General features: G+C 40.4%; 14 protein-coding genes. 11 read left to right on the top strand and 3 right to left on the bottom strand.

Annotated features, from left to right (window positions below):
* The 6 genes from QZT69_RS13660 (at position 1) to QZT69_RS13635 (ending at position 5170) form a co-directional block, all read left to right on the top strand.
* On the top strand, positions 1–558 hold the full coding sequence (locus QZT69_RS13660; RefSeq protein WP_294675455.1) for a hypothetical protein: 558 nt from the start codon (positions 1–3) through the stop codon (positions 556–558).
* A 2-nt stretch (positions 559–560) separates the two neighbouring features.
* Positions 561–1649, top strand: a complete 1089-nt coding sequence (locus tag QZT69_RS13655) for a hypothetical protein (RefSeq protein WP_294675449.1) — start codon at positions 561–563, stop codon at positions 1647–1649.
* Between the two features lie 111 nt (positions 1650–1760).
* A complete protein-coding gene (locus QZT69_RS13650) occupies positions 1761–2441 on the top strand; it encodes a response regulator transcription factor (protein WP_294675443.1) in 681 nt (226 codons plus the stop codon).
* Between the two features lie 67 nt (positions 2442–2508).
* Positions 2509–3723 (top strand): hypothetical protein, encoded by a 1215-nt coding sequence (locus QZT69_RS13645; RefSeq protein ID WP_294675439.1) that lies wholly within the window; start codon positions 2509–2511, stop codon positions 3721–3723.
* A 5-nt stretch (positions 3724–3728) separates the two neighbouring features.
* Positions 3729–4319, top strand: a complete 591-nt coding sequence (locus tag QZT69_RS13640) for an RNA polymerase sigma factor (protein WP_294675435.1) — start codon at positions 3729–3731, stop codon at positions 4317–4319.
* The gene (locus QZT69_RS13635) at positions 4316–5170 is read left to right on the top strand and encodes a hypothetical protein (protein ID WP_294675429.1); all 855 of its coding nucleotides are present in this window, start codon (positions 4316–4318) and stop codon (positions 5168–5170) included. The genes QZT69_RS13640 and QZT69_RS13635 overlap by 4 nt, the downstream gene beginning before the upstream one ends.
* 96 nt (positions 5171–5266) lie before the next feature.
* Here QZT69_RS13635 and QZT69_RS13630 read toward each other — a convergent pair whose 3' ends face one another.
* Positions 5267–6967: an adenylate/guanylate cyclase domain-containing protein gene (locus tag QZT69_RS13630; RefSeq protein WP_294675423.1), complete on the bottom strand. Its 1701-nt coding sequence runs from the start codon at positions 6965–6967 to the stop codon at positions 5267–5269.
* A gap of 198 nt (positions 6968–7165) precedes the next feature.
* On the opposite strand from QZT69_RS13630, the gene QZT69_RS13625 reads away from it, so the two are divergent.
* Positions 7166–8026, top strand: coding sequence for a T9SS type A sorting domain-containing protein (locus QZT69_RS13625; protein ID WP_294675421.1), 861 nt, complete (start codon positions 7166–7168; stop codon positions 8024–8026).
* Positions 8027–8174: 148 nt separating this feature from the next.
* Here the strand turns inward: QZT69_RS13625 and QZT69_RS13620 are convergent, their stop codons facing one another.
* Both QZT69_RS13620 and QZT69_RS13615 read right to left on the bottom strand, forming a co-directional pair.
* Positions 8175–9386, bottom strand: a complete 1212-nt coding sequence (locus QZT69_RS13620; protein ID WP_294675416.1) for a 4-hydroxy-3-methylbut-2-enyl diphosphate reductase — start codon at positions 9384–9386, stop codon at positions 8175–8177.
* Positions 9387–9598: 212 nt separating this feature from the next.
* Entirely contained in the window at positions 9599–11785 is a 2187-nt protein-coding gene (locus QZT69_RS13615; protein WP_294675409.1) for a glutamine synthetase III, read from the bottom strand.
* Positions 11786–12331: 546 nt separating this feature from the next.
* Here QZT69_RS13615 and QZT69_RS13610 point away from each other — a divergent pair.
* From QZT69_RS13610 to QZT69_RS13595, 4 genes are all read left to right on the top strand, one after another.
* Positions 12332–12685, top strand: coding sequence for a hypothetical protein (locus QZT69_RS13610; RefSeq protein WP_294675403.1), 354 nt, complete (start codon positions 12332–12334; stop codon positions 12683–12685).
* Between the two features lie 238 nt (positions 12686–12923).
* Positions 12924–13358: a hypothetical protein gene (locus tag QZT69_RS13605; protein WP_294675397.1), complete on the top strand. Its 435-nt coding sequence runs from the start codon at positions 12924–12926 to the stop codon at positions 13356–13358.
* Positions 13359–13466: 108 nt separating this feature from the next.
* On the top strand, positions 13467–14549 hold the full coding sequence (gene gcvT / locus QZT69_RS13600) for a glycine cleavage system aminomethyltransferase GcvT (protein ID WP_294675390.1): 1083 nt from the start codon (positions 13467–13469) through the stop codon (positions 14547–14549).
* Between the two features lie 151 nt (positions 14550–14700).
* A partial coding sequence (locus tag QZT69_RS13595) for a tetratricopeptide repeat protein (RefSeq protein ID WP_294675386.1) occupies positions 14701–15924 on the top strand: 1224 nt, incomplete at its 3' end.

Raw genomic sequence — 15924 nt, 5'->3', positions numbered from 1 at the left:
ATGAAAACACCATTGATTATACTCTTTTTAGTGACCAGCCTGATTTCTCAAGCTCAAACGGCTATTATTGCACACAAAAGCCATTCGGGAAGGGCTGTTGATTTCTTTACTGACCCGAACACTAATTTTGGGGAGCCCGGACCTCAATTGCTCCAAATCGTTCGATTGAATGATTCAACTTACATCCAGGTTTTTCGGGAATTTTCAGGAATGATCTATCACGATACGGTCCGTAAGAACAGTCCCTGGAGCAATTACAATCCAAAGTTCGACTCTATCTATCAGCAAGGTTACTACAAACAACACATCAAATACATTAACCTGGAAAACAAAGCGGATACCGGACGTATTCAAGCACCCAGCCTGCAGCTTCAAAAGATGATTGAAAAAGAGGTGATTACTCCGGAAAATCAAGATGTTCAGCCAATGCCTGAAGAAAACACTCCAAAGAAAAAGAAGAAATCTTACTTGCTCTTCCTCTTCGGGATTACCGGCGGTGGAATGCTTTTGATGCGCTTATTCAGTAGGTCTAAAACTACGAAACCCTTGATTGCATAACCATGATGCAACATTTGAAAATCAGTTTTATTGGCATTGCCTGTTGGTGGGTACTCCTGCTCCCATTCGACTATTCGCTTTTCGATTGGATCTTTAAGGCCGTTCAAAAACCTTTCATTGGTTTGTTGATGGGAATGGATTCCGAACTGATCTTTGAGACCGATACATACGGAACATACGTATTGATTGCCCTGAGCTTACTGCTGGGAGTTTTTTCTTCTCCGATCGTTCATTGGATCTGTTCGAAGTGGAAATTACACCCAACAGAACTTTTGAAAACAGTTCTTGCTGCTATCCTGTTTTTCTTCCTGTTCAAATACGGCTGGGACAAAATCATTAAAGTACAGTTTTACATGCCGGAACCCAATACCTTATTCACTCCTTTTGGAAAGCTGTCTAAAGACATCGCTTACTGGTCGCTGGTTGGCAGCTCTTATCCTTATACTGTTTCTTTAGGAATTATTGAAGTAATTACCGCATTGCTCTTGTTATTCAAACGGACACAATTCCTGGCATCACTGCTGGCCATTGTCATTTTTACTCAAGTTGTACTAATCAATTTTTCGTTTGACATCTCGGTGAAACTATTGTCGGGATCACTGCTTCTGTTCAGCATTGTTTACAGTTTGTGTTTCACGCAAAATTGGAGCGGTTTATTTGGGTTCGGAGCGGAAAGAATCCGTTATAACAACACTCTTAGACATCGAATCATCCGGTTTATTTTTGCAGGACTAATCATTGCCGAAAGCATTTTCCCTTCATTGGTAAGCGGAAACCTGAATGATGACAAGTACCCGAGGTTGGCACATCACGGAGCATACCGGGTTTACGGAAATCCGGAAGTAAAGCATCTGTTCATACACCGTCAGCATTATATCATCCTACAATCCAAAAACGATGTTTTCACAGATTACAGGATAGACACACATGTTCCCCATCAATACACTGCCAATCAGCGCAATATCATTTGTGACTGGAGGGAAAACCAGGTCATTATAGGCAATGATACCTTCCGGATTGAAAAAATACCTTTTAATAAATTGCCGATCCTGCAAGAAAGTTTTCATACATTTTCAGACGAATTCCATTAAGAACCTCCGTTTAATCAACCTTCTTGAGATCATGTGAAAGTTTTATCGGGATAAAATTCTCATGGTATCATTTTTTCCTTACTTTTGTCTTGTTTAAAATTAATCTAAATAATGAAGCTCATTTTAGCCGACAGTAATGAAATCATACGCATTGGTCTGCGTACGCTGTTGTCTACCGAGCGAAACATCCAGATCGTCGGGGAAGCAAGGAACAACGAAGAACTGATTGCCCTGAACAAAGCATTTGATGCGAACATTATTTTAGTTGATTACACTTCCAAAGGTTTTTCCATTGATGTCATTCCGCAGATTCTGCAGAAAAAACCGGATTTGAGCGTGGTGGCGATTACCCCCGAACAATCGGCACAAACCCTGGTGAATGCTTTGCGTTCCGGGGTGAAAAGCTATATCAAAAAAGACTGTGACAGTTCGGAAATCATCGATTCGATCCGTGAGACCTGGAGAGGGAATAAATTCTTCTGCGGACAGATCCTGGAAACAATCCGCGACGCATCCATTGATGTAAACGATATCGATTTCGATTCATTCAGCTGTGAACCCATTACTTTGAGTGAACGAGAAACGGAGATCATCACCATGATTGCAGAAGGTCTTACCAATGTCATGATCGCCGATTCACTTTGCCTGAGCAATCACACCATCAATACGCACCGCAAGAATATCATGGCAAAACTGGGTGTAAAAAACACGGCAGGAATTGTGATCTATGCTGTAAAAACCAACCTGGTTTCTCCGAATAAATTCCTGTTTGCCTCAGATTCCAATTCCTAGGAAATTTTTTTCTTTCATTTTTTGAACCTAATTTTAATCTGATTGTACTACAGATAAAAATTGCTATATGCACCGATACATATTTCTTATTCTAGTTCTTCACGCAGCTATTTCCGGCAGTGCACAGAATTATAATAACAACAATACCAACTCTCCGGCCACAAACAATACAAACAAAACACTTATCAACCAACAGGATACAGTTTCAAGCGTTTCCCCAGGCCTGGAAGAAATACAGATCAGTACTAAAAAAAGTAAAGCCTACCGAACAGTTCCCAATCCGAAATTCGGAGAAGAAGCTGAAAAAGCAGACAAAGACTCCAATTCAAGCATCCAGCAGCTCAAAAGCGCCAAATATCAATTCGAAACAAACTATTCCAACTCCAGGCACCAATTGACGAGAAGAAGTGCCAGCCAGGAAGAAGTGTTGAATATGAAACAAGGTGCTCAGATCTATGCCAATATGCTTCCCGGCAGTTTTGAAAAACATTTTTATACCTACTTATTAAGCAAATACAATCCCAAGCAATTCCCGGAACTGCAGCAGGCAGCGAACCTGCAACCGACAAACACCGAAGTTCAGCAGGAATTAGCCGTTTATGGAGTTGCCGTAAACGACCAGAAACTGGCAGACAGCGTGGCTGTTCAAATGATTGCTCAAAATAAAATTTCCGGTGGTTTATTGAGCTATGCAACTGATATGGTGAATTCCGTACCGGAAAACGGAACACTTCTATTGCATGGTTACACCGAGTTAATCCCCGTAAACTACGAGAAAAACAACCTGGGCAGAGCAGATATACAACTGATCTCCGTTGATCTGATGCAAAGTCCCGACTACCAGGCTTCACTGACAGCTAAAGGATTTGTGATGCCGAACTCAGCATTTGTGGACACCGCATTTGTACAGACATTCTGCGCACTAAACACTTCCAGGAATTTGTTCCTGTCAATGTCTTTTCCGAAAGAATATTTCCAGGGAATCGCTTCTGCACTGAATCCGGTTGGCCTGACTTTTGCTTATGGACAGGCTGCAACTTTGGATTACAATGCCCTGAACATTGAATTGGTTGAAACGAAATGGAAAAAATACGAATTGGGAATAGGGAAAGACCCGCAGTCAGATGCACTTTCTGCTAATTACCTTCCTGCACTTTTAAGTGTTTCAAGACTTTATGAAGAATACAATAAAACGGAAGAGGCTAAAGAAATAGATCACATTATTATGAACGTAGCCACAAGGGCGCGTAAAACAGGTCAACTCTCAAAAATTAAGCGCTGATGCGAATGATCAAAAAGGAATACGACCAAATGACTGATGAACAATTGGTCATTGCCATGGCTGGAGGCGATCAGCGAGCTTTTGACAAGCTTTATGGTCGGTATTCCTCTGCCCTGCTTTCGTATTTCATGCGCATGCTTTGGCGCGACAGGGAAAAATCAGAAGATTTTGTCCACGATTTCTTCACCAAGCTCATTCACCGTCCGGAATTATTTGACACCACCCGGTCCTTTAAAACATGGATGTATTCGGTGGCAAACAACATGTGCAAGAATGAATACAAAAAGCAGGAAATCCGAAAAAATACCAGCAACGGTTTAGACAACAACTATTCAGTGAGCGACATTAATAAAAATACAGAAAACCAGGTACATCATACTTTATTTAAAGAGGCTTATGATTTCCAGGTTACACAATTAGAAGAAAAACATCGGGAAGTATTTGAAATGCGTCATTTCGATGGATTATCGATTAAAGAAATTGCCGAGGCCCTGGAAATCAGTGAAGGAACGATCAAATCGCGCCTGTTCTACGCAACCAAGTACCTGGCCCAGGGATTAAAAGAGTACCAACCGGAACATACAAAAGTACCATGAACACATTTGATGAAATCATACAAACAAAGGCTTACAGCGATTTAAGCTCCAGTGAACTGGAAATAATCCGTGAATTGGTTTCTTCGGAAGAAGAATACAATGAGATGAAATCCTTTTACGCGGGGATCGGACAAATTGCTCTTTCAGGAAGAGAAGAAGTTTCTGCTTCCGTGAAGTCCAGCCTGAACAGTGTTTTCCAGGCAAAACATCCCGGAATCAGCCAAAACTGGAATGCACCTGCCGAAGCAGAAAAGAAAATCGTTCCGTTATACAACCGGAATATATTCCGTGCTGCCGCATTGCTCGTGCTTTCTGCCGGTGTAATCACCGTTTGGGTTTCCATGTCAGACAATCAGTTAACTCAAACAGAGCCAAAACAAAGTATTGCAAGCAGTGACTCCATGGCTCAGGAAAAGCAGAAAGAATCAACCGCTAAAAAAGAATTTCCGTTGAACGAACAAACCAATAAGGAATATACAGCTTCTTCAAGTGTTCCCGGAGATCAGAATAATCAGGATAACGCTTCCGAAAACGACGATGCAGCTGCTCCTATGGCCCTGGAGCCAAGTGGTTATGCTTCAAAAGACATGTCCGTTTCACCTGCAAGTACAACCAAGAACCTTAATGCTTCAGCCGAATCAATTACCACTTTTTCTTTTTCAAGTAATCAGGCAAGTAAGCAAAATAATTGGGCAGAAACCAGAAAAGAAGAAAGTAAACAGGGGAATCTGGCCAGAACAGGTTTGGAAGCGGATTTAAACCCGGCGGGCACATACTACGTGGAATCAAAAGATTATAAGCCGAGTATTAGTACAACTGATTATTTGAGTTTGATCGAACCGAGCTTTTAGATAAGTTCAAGAGTTCAAAGAGTTCAAAGAGTTCAAAGAGTTCAAAAGTTCAAATAGTTAAAAGGAATATTTTATTTTGAACCATTTTTGAATATTCTAAACTTGCTGATTCTGCAATTCTGACAAAGCAACTTTTAATTCCGCCAGGCGGTTTGTTTTTCCTTTTTGACGGATGTTCAATGCCGTAATCGTATAGAATTGATGGGCTTCTCCCAGGAATTTGATTTGCATCTTGATCCATTCTTCTTCGGAAAGGTCCATCCCGAAAGCGATCATTTCATCTCTCAACTTAGAGGCTACAACATAATAGTCGGCTCTGCCCAGGTAATCATGATCAGCATCACATAAGATTTCCTGAAGCAATCCCACAGGTTCTATTTCCAGTGAAGTTGCCAGGATCATTTCACGGATCTGCCGGATCTGTTCACCGGTGAAGCCATATTTCGGAAGCATCTGTTCCATTAAACGGACAGCATGTAATTCATTTTTATGGTAGGTAAAAATAAAGCCGGTATCGTGAAAAAGGGCTGCCGTTCGTAATAAGAGCATTTCATCATCATGCAGTCCTTCCAATCTGCCCAAACGAATGGCCGCTTTTTCCACATTTAAAGTATGTCCCAAATCGTGGTAAACAACTTCATCAGGAAGCATGGACTTCAATTTATTCAGGATATCGCTTCTCATATGCTCGAAATCTACCGTCGCAATCTGGCATAAAGTCCGCAGTTCTACCGAAGGAACTTTCCCGCTCGTATATAAGCTGTATTCCGACTTCAGGGATTCCAGTTCAAAAGTTTCCATCGTACCGCCCCGTTTTTTGATCGGAACATTTCCCAAGTCTTTGGTATCGAAATAAGTATGGCATTCGTCGTAGATGGCTTTCGTTACAGTGATCTGATCAATTCCTGAAAACTGCTGTGCACGGGCAGCAATGTTAACCGTATCGCCCCAAACATCAAAAGAATACCTTTTCGAACCAATGATTCCGGCTACTAACGGTCCCGCATGAACTCCAATTCTGATTTCCCAAAAATCTTTTTTCATGGCTTTCGCCAGTTCTTTTTCATTCCGGATAAAATTCCGCATTTCCAAGGCCGCCAAACAAGCCCTCAAAATCGGCTGGGCATTGTCTTCATTCACACCGGCAATAGCCATGTAAGCATCACCTATTGTTTTGATCTTTTCCAGTTTATACCGCTCTACGATCTCATCAAAGGCCGTGAAGTAATATTCCAGGCGTTTTACCAGTTTGATGGGCTTAATGGATTTGGATTTCATTGAGAAATCCACAAAATCTGTAAAAAGCACCACTCCTTTGTCAACCCTTTTAGGCGAGAACTTTCCGAATTGGTTTAAATCGTCCAACACATTTTCGGGAAGAATATTCCCTAACAACTGTGCAATTCGCTGATCCTTATAATACAAGGATTTATAAACATCCAATTTTGCCTGGATCAATAAGGGATTAAAAGGTTTGGTAATAAAATCCACAGCCCCCGAATTAAATCCTTTCAGGAGTTTGGACCCCGTGCGGGTATTTTCCGTAATAATGATGGAGTAATGCGTATTTGAAGCGTGTACCTGTAGCAATTCCTTAAAATCTTCCATGGAAGAAAAGTTGGGGCTATCGACATCAATCAGTATGATTCCGACTTCTCTCCTATCCAATATGGTATGCGCTTCGTCAATCGAATTACAAAAAAGCAGGATATTCCCGCCGCCGCCAAGTATTTCCTTTAAAGCCTTCTGGTCTGAATCTTTTTCGTCAATAATTAAAATATTAATCAGGCGCTCCATCGATAATTCCTTATTTATTACAAATGATTTAGTAAAATGAAAGTAAACATAATCTTTAAAAAAAGATAATTCTAATAATGAAAGAAAATTTCCAACCTTCCAAGATTTAAACAATCTACCGTTTATATAATAAAATCGATTCTCCTATTATGAATTGATTAAAAAATTTATATTTGTTCAAACTTTTTAAAATTAACTATGAAAAAACTTTTACTTTCTGCTGGTGTTATTTTATCAGCTTTATCTTTATCCGCTCAAACATTGGTTAATGGGAACTTTGAAGGTACCATGACTGCAATTCCTGGAACTGCTTATACTTATTCTATGCCAGGGTGGGTTACTCTTAATACAGGCCCTGAAACTGCTTCTCCTAACCAGGGAACTCAATCAGCAAAAGCTGTGGTTACAAATGACCCTGCATTGAACGCTGCATTGTCTTGGGGAGATGATATCATCACCGGACTTCTTCAACAAAGAATCGCAGGTCCTGTAGCTAACCCTTCTACTATGGAAGTATCTTTCGCTTACAAGTTCGACAAAATGGGAACTGATACTGCATATATCGAAGTAGGTATTATGGATACAATGGGTGCAGGTGCTAATGATGATGTTTATTTGTACGCTGACTGGTTGGAAATCCCTGCTACAGTTGCTAACTGGACAAACGCGACTTTGTCTATGCAAGCTTTAACTGGTACAGGAACTGCAAACCGTTTTTACATGATTGCTGTAGCTTCAACAAAAGGATACTACGATGCTCAAACACCTACAGTTGGAACTACTTTATGGCTTGACAATGTAGTAATCAGCAACCCGGCTGGTCTTGCTGAAGAAAACGTAAACACTGTAAACGTTTACCCTAACCCTGCTACATCTGTATTGAACATCGACTCTAAAGAGGCTATCTCTTCTGTAGTTGTTACTACAACTGACGGAAAAGTTGTTTCTACGACAAACGCTGCTTCTGTAAATATCGAAAGCTTAAATGCTGGGATGTACATTTACCAGGTAACTTCAGTTTCCGGAAAAGTTAGCAAAGGAAACTTCGTTAAGAACTAATTGAACTTCAATTATAAAAAAATCCCCCTCGGCTTAGCCAAGGGGGATTTTTTTGTTTAAAAAGTTTAATGGTTAAAATGTTCAAGAGTAAATTCGAAAAAGGTAAAGCAATAACTCCAAATCACCTCTTGAGCCTTTTGAACGCTTTCTATCCCAACCGGGAAATCACTTCGTCAATCGACTTTTCGCTTCCTGTAAGTTCCAGCAGCTTTGAAATTATGGTGTCGATAATCGAATCCGGACAAGAAGCACCGGAAGTAATTCCGATCTTTCCTCCTTTCATCCAGTTTTCAATCGTTTCCACTTCGTGCATATGGATATTGAAACTCCGGATTGCTTCGGTGTTTAAGATCTCTGTTTCGTCCTTGATGAAATATGTGGGGCAACGCTGCTCCAGCAATTCTACCAAATGCGCTGTATTGGAACTATTGTATCCACCCACAACCACTGCAAAATCAAGCGATTCGTTCATCAAAGCTTCCACAGCACTTTGATTATCGTTTGTGGCATAGCAAAGTGTATCACGCGTATCCGCAAAAGTCTTGCTGATCTTTGAATGTTCGGCAAACTCTTCAGTAACCTTTTTCAAATACCCGGCAATTTCTTGTGTTTCACTCGCCAGCATGGTCGTTTGGTTAATAACACCGATTTTACTCAAATGAATTTCCGGGTCGAAGTTTGGTGTATGTTTCCCTTTGAAATAGGTGTAAAACGCCTCCCTTGAAACTTCTCCGGTGATGCATTTAGCAAGAAAAACCGCTTCTTCCATATTCTTAATGATCACCGCCTCTGAACTGACAGCTGTATGCGAGAAAGTCGCGCGGGTTTCTTCGTGGTTGTATTTCCCATGAATAACCAGCGTGTGATTCTCCGTGCCAAGTTTCTCCGCCTTATTCCATACTTTCTCCACGAAAGGACAAGTTGTATTGTATTTTTCAGTAGAAACTCCGCGGTCTTTGAGTATCTGTTCAATCTCAAGTGTTGTGCCGAAAGCCGGAATAATGACCACATCATTCGAGTTAAGTTCTTCCCAGGAGATCAGCTGCTTCCCTGAAGTATCCTGGATAAATTCGATTCCATACCGCGATAAATCTTCATTCACGGTCGGATTGTGGATCATCTGGCTCAGGAGAAAAATCCGTTTCCCTTTATTTTCTTCGACAGCACGATAAGCAATTTCTATTGCATTTTCCACTCCGTAGCAAAACCCGAAATGCCTGGCAATGTAGAGTTGAACATTCCCGAAATCCAGCATCGTAGGCGAGAAATCCTTTTTACGCGGATCCTGGCTCTTGCGGAACGCCTTTACTTTAGAAATGATCGGCGAACGGAATATGGATGGAATATCGAATTGTTTCATCTGAAGAACAAAGTTACAGGATTTGAACCACATAGGTCACATAGAACACATAGTCTGTGATGACTTTTTGTGTATATAAATTCCCTCTGATTTAGTTTTTCTGCTTGCACACAGGCAATAAGGTAAAACTATGTGGCTTATGTATCTATGTGGTTAAACAAAAACCCCGATCCTGAATAAAGAACCGGGGTCGAATTTACTTTCTCTGAATTTTATCGAGTAAATAACATTTCTCTGAATTTTGGCAACGGCCACAACTCATCGTCTACCAATAACTCTAATTTATCTGCGTGGTAACGGATTTCATCAAAATAAACTTTCACCTGATCACAATATGCCACCGCTCTCTCTTCTGCATGCTCGATTTTATTGGCATCTTTTCTTGCCTGAAGCATGATATCACAATTCGATTTCATTTTATTCAAATGGTTCGAAATCTTGGTTACCAACTCAATCTGAGCGTTTGCAGCCTCTCTTCCTGCCTTCTCACCCAGTGCACTGATAATCCCCTGGATATTCGACAACAATCGGTTTTGGTATTCCACTACTGCAGGAATAATATGTGTTTGAACCAAATCTCCCATCAAACGGGCTTCAATCTGAATCTTCAAAATATAGTTCTCAAACTCGATTTCCTGACGAGCTTCCAACTCACGCGGAGTCAATACGTTCATTTCATCAAACAGCTTCACAAACTTCTTATCTCCCCATGCTTTTAACGCACGTGGCGTATCTTTAAAATTATTCAAACCTCTTTTTTCAGCTTCCTTCACCCACTCATCTCCATATCCGTTTCCTTCGAAACGAATCTTTTTGGATTCTTTGATCAGGATCTGCAATTCTTTCAAAATCGCTTCATCTTTCGCTTCTCCTTTCTCAATCCGGTTATCAACACTTGTTTTGAACAATTGCAGCTGTTTAGCCATAATTGTATTCAAAACAATCATTGCAGAAGCACAGTTTGCAGAAGAACCAACTGCACGGAACTCGAATTTGTTTCCTGTAAATGCAAACGGAGAAGTTCTGTTACGGTCTGTATTATCCAACATAATCTGAGGAATCTTACCGATGTTCAGTTTCAATTCCGTTTTATCTTCCGGAGACATTTTTCCCGCTTTTACGTTTTGCTCCAATTCATCCAGCATTCCGGATAACTGAGAACCAATAAACGTTGAAATGATCGCCGGAGGAGCTTCATTCGCACCTAAACGGTGGTCGTTATTTGCAGAAGCAATACAAGCACGCAACAAATCTGCATTATCGTGGATTGCTTTAATCGTATTCACGAAGAATGTCAGGAACTGCAAGTTTGTTTTCGGATTTTTACCCGGCTGAAGTAAGTTCACCCCCGTATCAGTGGATAAAGACCAGTTATTGTGTTTACCAGATCCGTTTACACCTGCAAATGGTTTTTCATGCAGCAAAACGCGGAAATCATGCTTACGTGCAATCTTCTCCAATAAGTCCATTAACAACATATTGTGGTCGTTCGCTAAGTTACATTCCTCGAAAATAGGTGCACATTCGAACTGGTTCGGAGCAACCTCATTGTGACGGGTTGTAACCGGAATCCCCAATGTGATCGCTTCGTTCTCGAACTCACGCATGAAAGCTGTAACACGCTCAGGAATTGATCCGAAATAATGATCTTCTAACTGCTGCCCTTTTGCCGGAGCATGACCGAACAAAGCGCGGCCCGTCATCATCAGGTCAGGACGACAGTTAAACAAAGCCTGGTCAACCAGGAAGTACTCCTGTTCCCAGCCAAGTGTTGCATTTACTTTTGTAACGTTCTTATCAAAATACTGGCAAACTTCAACAGCCGCTTTATCCACAGCATGTAAAGCTTTCAATAACGGCATTTTGTAATCCAATGATTCTCCCGTGTAAGAGATCATAATAGTAGGAATACACAAAGTTTTCCCGATCACAAAAGCCGGAGATGAAGGATCCCATGCAGTATAACCGCGCGCTTCGAACGTATTTCGGATTCCACCGTTCGGGAACGAAGAAGCGTCCGGTTCCTGCTGTACCAATAATTCTCCGTCGAAACGCTCAATTGCACGACCCGGTCCTACCGGTTTGAAAAATGCATCGTGTTTTTCAGCAGTAGTTCCCGTTAAAGGCTGGAACCAGTGTGTATAATGTGTAGCACCTTTTGTAATGGCCCAATCTTTCATTGCAGAAGCAACCTGATCCGCCATTTTACGATCCAGGCGGGTCCCATTCTGAATGGATTCCATCATGGATTTATATGCATCTGAAGGAAGGTACTCACGCATAACTTCTGCATGAAATACATTTTTCCCGAACAGTTCGGAAACTTTTCCATCAAAATCAATGTGTTTTGGAGTACGATTGAGTACATCCTGATACGCCTGTAATCGCTTTGTTGCCATAAAATTCAAAATTTTCGACAAAATTACATTTTTTAAAGGGGGTGAACCAAGAAAAAGTGTAAAATTTTATAAACACCCCCTATTTATTTTATTCAAAAACAAAAAAAACACTCAAAACACACAGATATCCTCCTACTTTTTTCCGAAGCAAAAAGAATGAGCACTGCTCATGAAGACGAAGCATGGCTTTATACAAAGCCAAATCCGGACTGCTCAGCGAAAAGAAGGGATCAGCATCCCAAATGACAAGTACTTTTCACGATCAGTTAGCCGGAAAGGAAAACTTTCGTTTTCACCAAATAAATCAATCGGTCGGGTTACAATTTTAATTTTTAGCTGCGATTTCCCTGTCGTGTAATTGGGGCTTTACACCGCTGGTTGAGATTATCAAATAACAATAATTGTTATTCCAATCCTTGGATTAACCGTTTGTTAAATAACAAGTTACTTGTTTATTTTTCATTTTTTTTAGCTAACTTACTTTTTAATTGAAAGACACATGAAATGAAATTGTTTGGTTTTTTTCAACGGAAGAAAGGGAAAGCAATGAAAGAAAATATCACGAATATGGACGAAAATCATTTGGTTGTTATTCAGTTCTTCTACGGAATTGAGGATTTGAACGAATTACATGAGCTGGAAAAGCAATTGGATTCAAACATTACCGGAAGTGCTCTCGGAAAATACGAGGGACACGACATTTCACTGGATTTTGGGGACGGTTATCTTTATTTCAACGGTAAAAATGCCGATCAGATCTTCGAATCGATCAAGCCGATCCTGGAACAACATTACTTCATGGACAAATCAATTGCTACATTGCGTTCCGGATCCTTTGAAAACCCTGCTGCAACAGAACGTGATTTTACCATCCGTTTTACCAAATTACAAGAGAATTAATTTACGTTCTGCTATTTAGGCAAATTGAATAACTTTGTGTTCAAAGCACTGAACATGAAAAATACCTAGCACCTTGTCCTGATAATCTCTTTTTCTTCATTTGCGCAACAAAAGCTGGCATTGAAAGATGTGGACCAGATATTACACTTATTTATTGGTTCCCCATAACTTATTGGGAAGTGTTATCTGCAAATGAACCAAAAACCTTTACCCCGGAGTGGTTTCTCAATTAAAACAAATGCTTGGCAACAAATCCATTTTCATTGCAATCTCCTGGAAAGTCAGTAATACTAAGCATTCCTTCCAGACGAAAGGAGAAACGTATTTAAGAAATAACATTTCGGTTTCATTCGGTGGCAAATCATACAAGCCAATTGCGGAATCCCAATTGTCATCAGAACTGACAATGCTGAGCGATTACATCAAACCGATGTTTGCTCAAATGCTCGGAGATATGGGAGCGGGAATGAGTCTATTCTATTTTGAGATCACGGACAACTCCGGCGAAAATGCCTTGAATCCTTATAACAGCACAGATTTCACAGCGGGACTTGCTTCAGTAAAGAACACCTTCCACCCTTACCAAGTCTTTTCACAGATTCCAAATGCGCCAATGACGGGGAGTTATTTCCTGCGAATTATGAATTTTGTCCTTACCACGGTTCGAAATTAATTACACAGTAATCTTCGCTTCTTCCGGGCAAAAATTCAACGAAATAGTTACTTTTACAGACTTAAAACAGTCCGGCAATAAATCTCCGGACCTAAAACTTAGAAATCAATGAAAAACACAGCTCTTACCCAGGTTCACGAAGCTTTGGGTGCCAAAATGGTTCCATTTGCAGGATTCAATATGCCGGTACAATACGAAGGCGTTAATGCTGAACACGAAACAGTTCGAAATGCAGTAGGTGTATTTGACGTTTCTCACATGGGAGAGTTTTTGTTATCTGGTCCGGATGCTTTGGATTTGATCCAGCGAGTGACAACCAATGACGCTTCTACCCTTACAATCGGTCGTGCGCAGTATTCCTGCCTTCCAAACGGAAAAGGCGGTATCGTGGATGATTTGATCGTTTACCGCATCAAGGAAGAAGAATACTTATTAGTAGTAAACGCTTCCAACATTGAAAAAGACTGGAACTGGATTTCTTCTCACAACACGAAGAACGTGAGTATGAGAAACCTTTCGGATGATTATTCTTTATTGGCGATCCAGGGGCCAAAAGCAGTTGAGGCCATGCAGTCATTGACTTCCGTTGATTTGTCTTCCATTAAATACTATCATTTTGAAGTAGGTCCGTTTGCGGGAATCGATCACGTGATCATTTCAGCGACAGGTTACACCGGTTCGGGAGGTTTTGAGATCTACTGCAAGAATTCAGAAGTGAAACAGGTTTGGGACAAGGTTTTTGAAGCAGGTGCTGCATTCGGGATCAAACCTATCGGTTTGGCTGCGCGCGATACCCTGCGATTGGAAATGGGATTCTGCTTGTACGGAAACGATATCGACGATACGACATCTCCGCTTGAGGCAGGATTGGGATGGATCACGAAATTCACGAAGGATTTTGTTGATTCAGACAAATTGAAAGCAGAAAAAGAAACCGGAGTTTCCAAAAAACTGATCGGTTTCGAAATGATCGACCGTGGAATTCCTCGTCACGATTACCGCATTTTGGACGCAAACGGAAATGTGATCGGGAAAGTAACATCCGGAACACAAGGTCCGAGCGTGAAGAAAGCAATCGGAATGGGCTACGTAAACACCGAATTCGCAGCTCCGGACAGCGAAATCTTTATCGAGATCCGCGACAAGGGAGTTTTGGCGAAGGTTGTTAAGATGCCTTTTTATCAGAAATAGATTTTAGGACTTACATCTTATTATAAGTTTTAAAGGGATTTAGCAATTTTACTAAGTCCCTTTTTCCATTTTATCTAACTCATTTTTATTCAAATAAATACACTACAGATTTTTTTTTAAATTCGCAGTATAGTAACCAGAAATCAAACCTATGAAAAAAACCATCTGCTTTTTCTCTCTTTTATTCTCATTTCAATTTTCCTATGCTCAGAAATTGTCCCTACCTCAAAAGACAGAAGTCTATGACTTAATTTCTCAAATGAGAGATGAAAAAACGCATACTCCTGATCAGATTTTAGAATTAGGAAGCAGGGTTCTTGAATTAGATCCTACCAATATAAAAGTAAAGGCTTTGCGAGGGAAAGTACTTAACAAGCTTGGAAGATTTCAGGAAGCATTGGAAGACTTAAATACTTTTATGACTCAACAACCTGGTTCTGTGATGGCATTAATATACCGTGCAGAGAGTTACATCGGATTGAAACAGGTTGAAAAAGCCAAGGAAGATCTGAAAAATGCAGAATCAAAAAGCGGGAATAACCGTGTAGTGAGTGGTCTTATAGCAAGAAACTACCTTAGGCTAAATGACACAGAAGGTGCTATTGAAATTTACCAAAAACAAATAAAAAACGCTCCTTATAATTACAATGGGTACCTCGGGATTGCTTCTATCATGAAAAAAGAAAAGAGATATACTGAATCTCTGGAGTATTACACTAAAACGTTGACTGCATTAAACCGCGACATAGGTTATTTCCAACCTAGTTTTGCCCATATTTTCCAGAGCAAGGCAGAAGTTTGTTATGCATTAAAAAAATACGATGAAGCAATTGATGCCATCAACAAAGTAATTCTTTTAGGAAACTATAAAGCATACGATTTTCGGGCACGATGTCATTTAGAAGCTGGGGAAATCGATGCCGCATTGTATGATTTAAAGCAACTAAAAAAATACGTGCCTGACTACACCACAAAGACAAGTATCAAGGACACTAAAAATATCAGGAATTACACTCCTGACGAGGAATGGTTGAAACAGGTAGAAGCATACAAACTATTCCTTCAAATTGAAAATATTCCAAATAACTCAGAAGAAATAACGAAAGCAATCGGAATTCTCGATAAAGCATTGAAAATCACACCCAAAAACCCCTACTTTATTGGATTGAGAGGTTTTTTACTTACAGAAAGTGACGAAGAAAAAGCCATGCTTGACTTTAACACTTTAGTAAACATACTTCCCGATTGCTCGGAAGCTTATTTATTTAGAAGCGGTCTGCACAATACTGATCTAAAAGCTGCGGTGGAAGACATGGACAAAGCTATCCTCCTGAATCAGCATGATTCATTTTATTATATGACCAGAGCATCATTG

The organism is uncultured Fluviicola sp. (genome assembly GCF_902168135.1).
Lineage (GTDB): Bacteria > Bacteroidota > Bacteroidia > Flavobacteriales_D > Crocinitomicaceae > Fluviicola.
The sequence above is the reverse complement of the archived record's forward strand: the minus strand, read 5'-3'. Positions and strand labels throughout refer to the sequence as shown.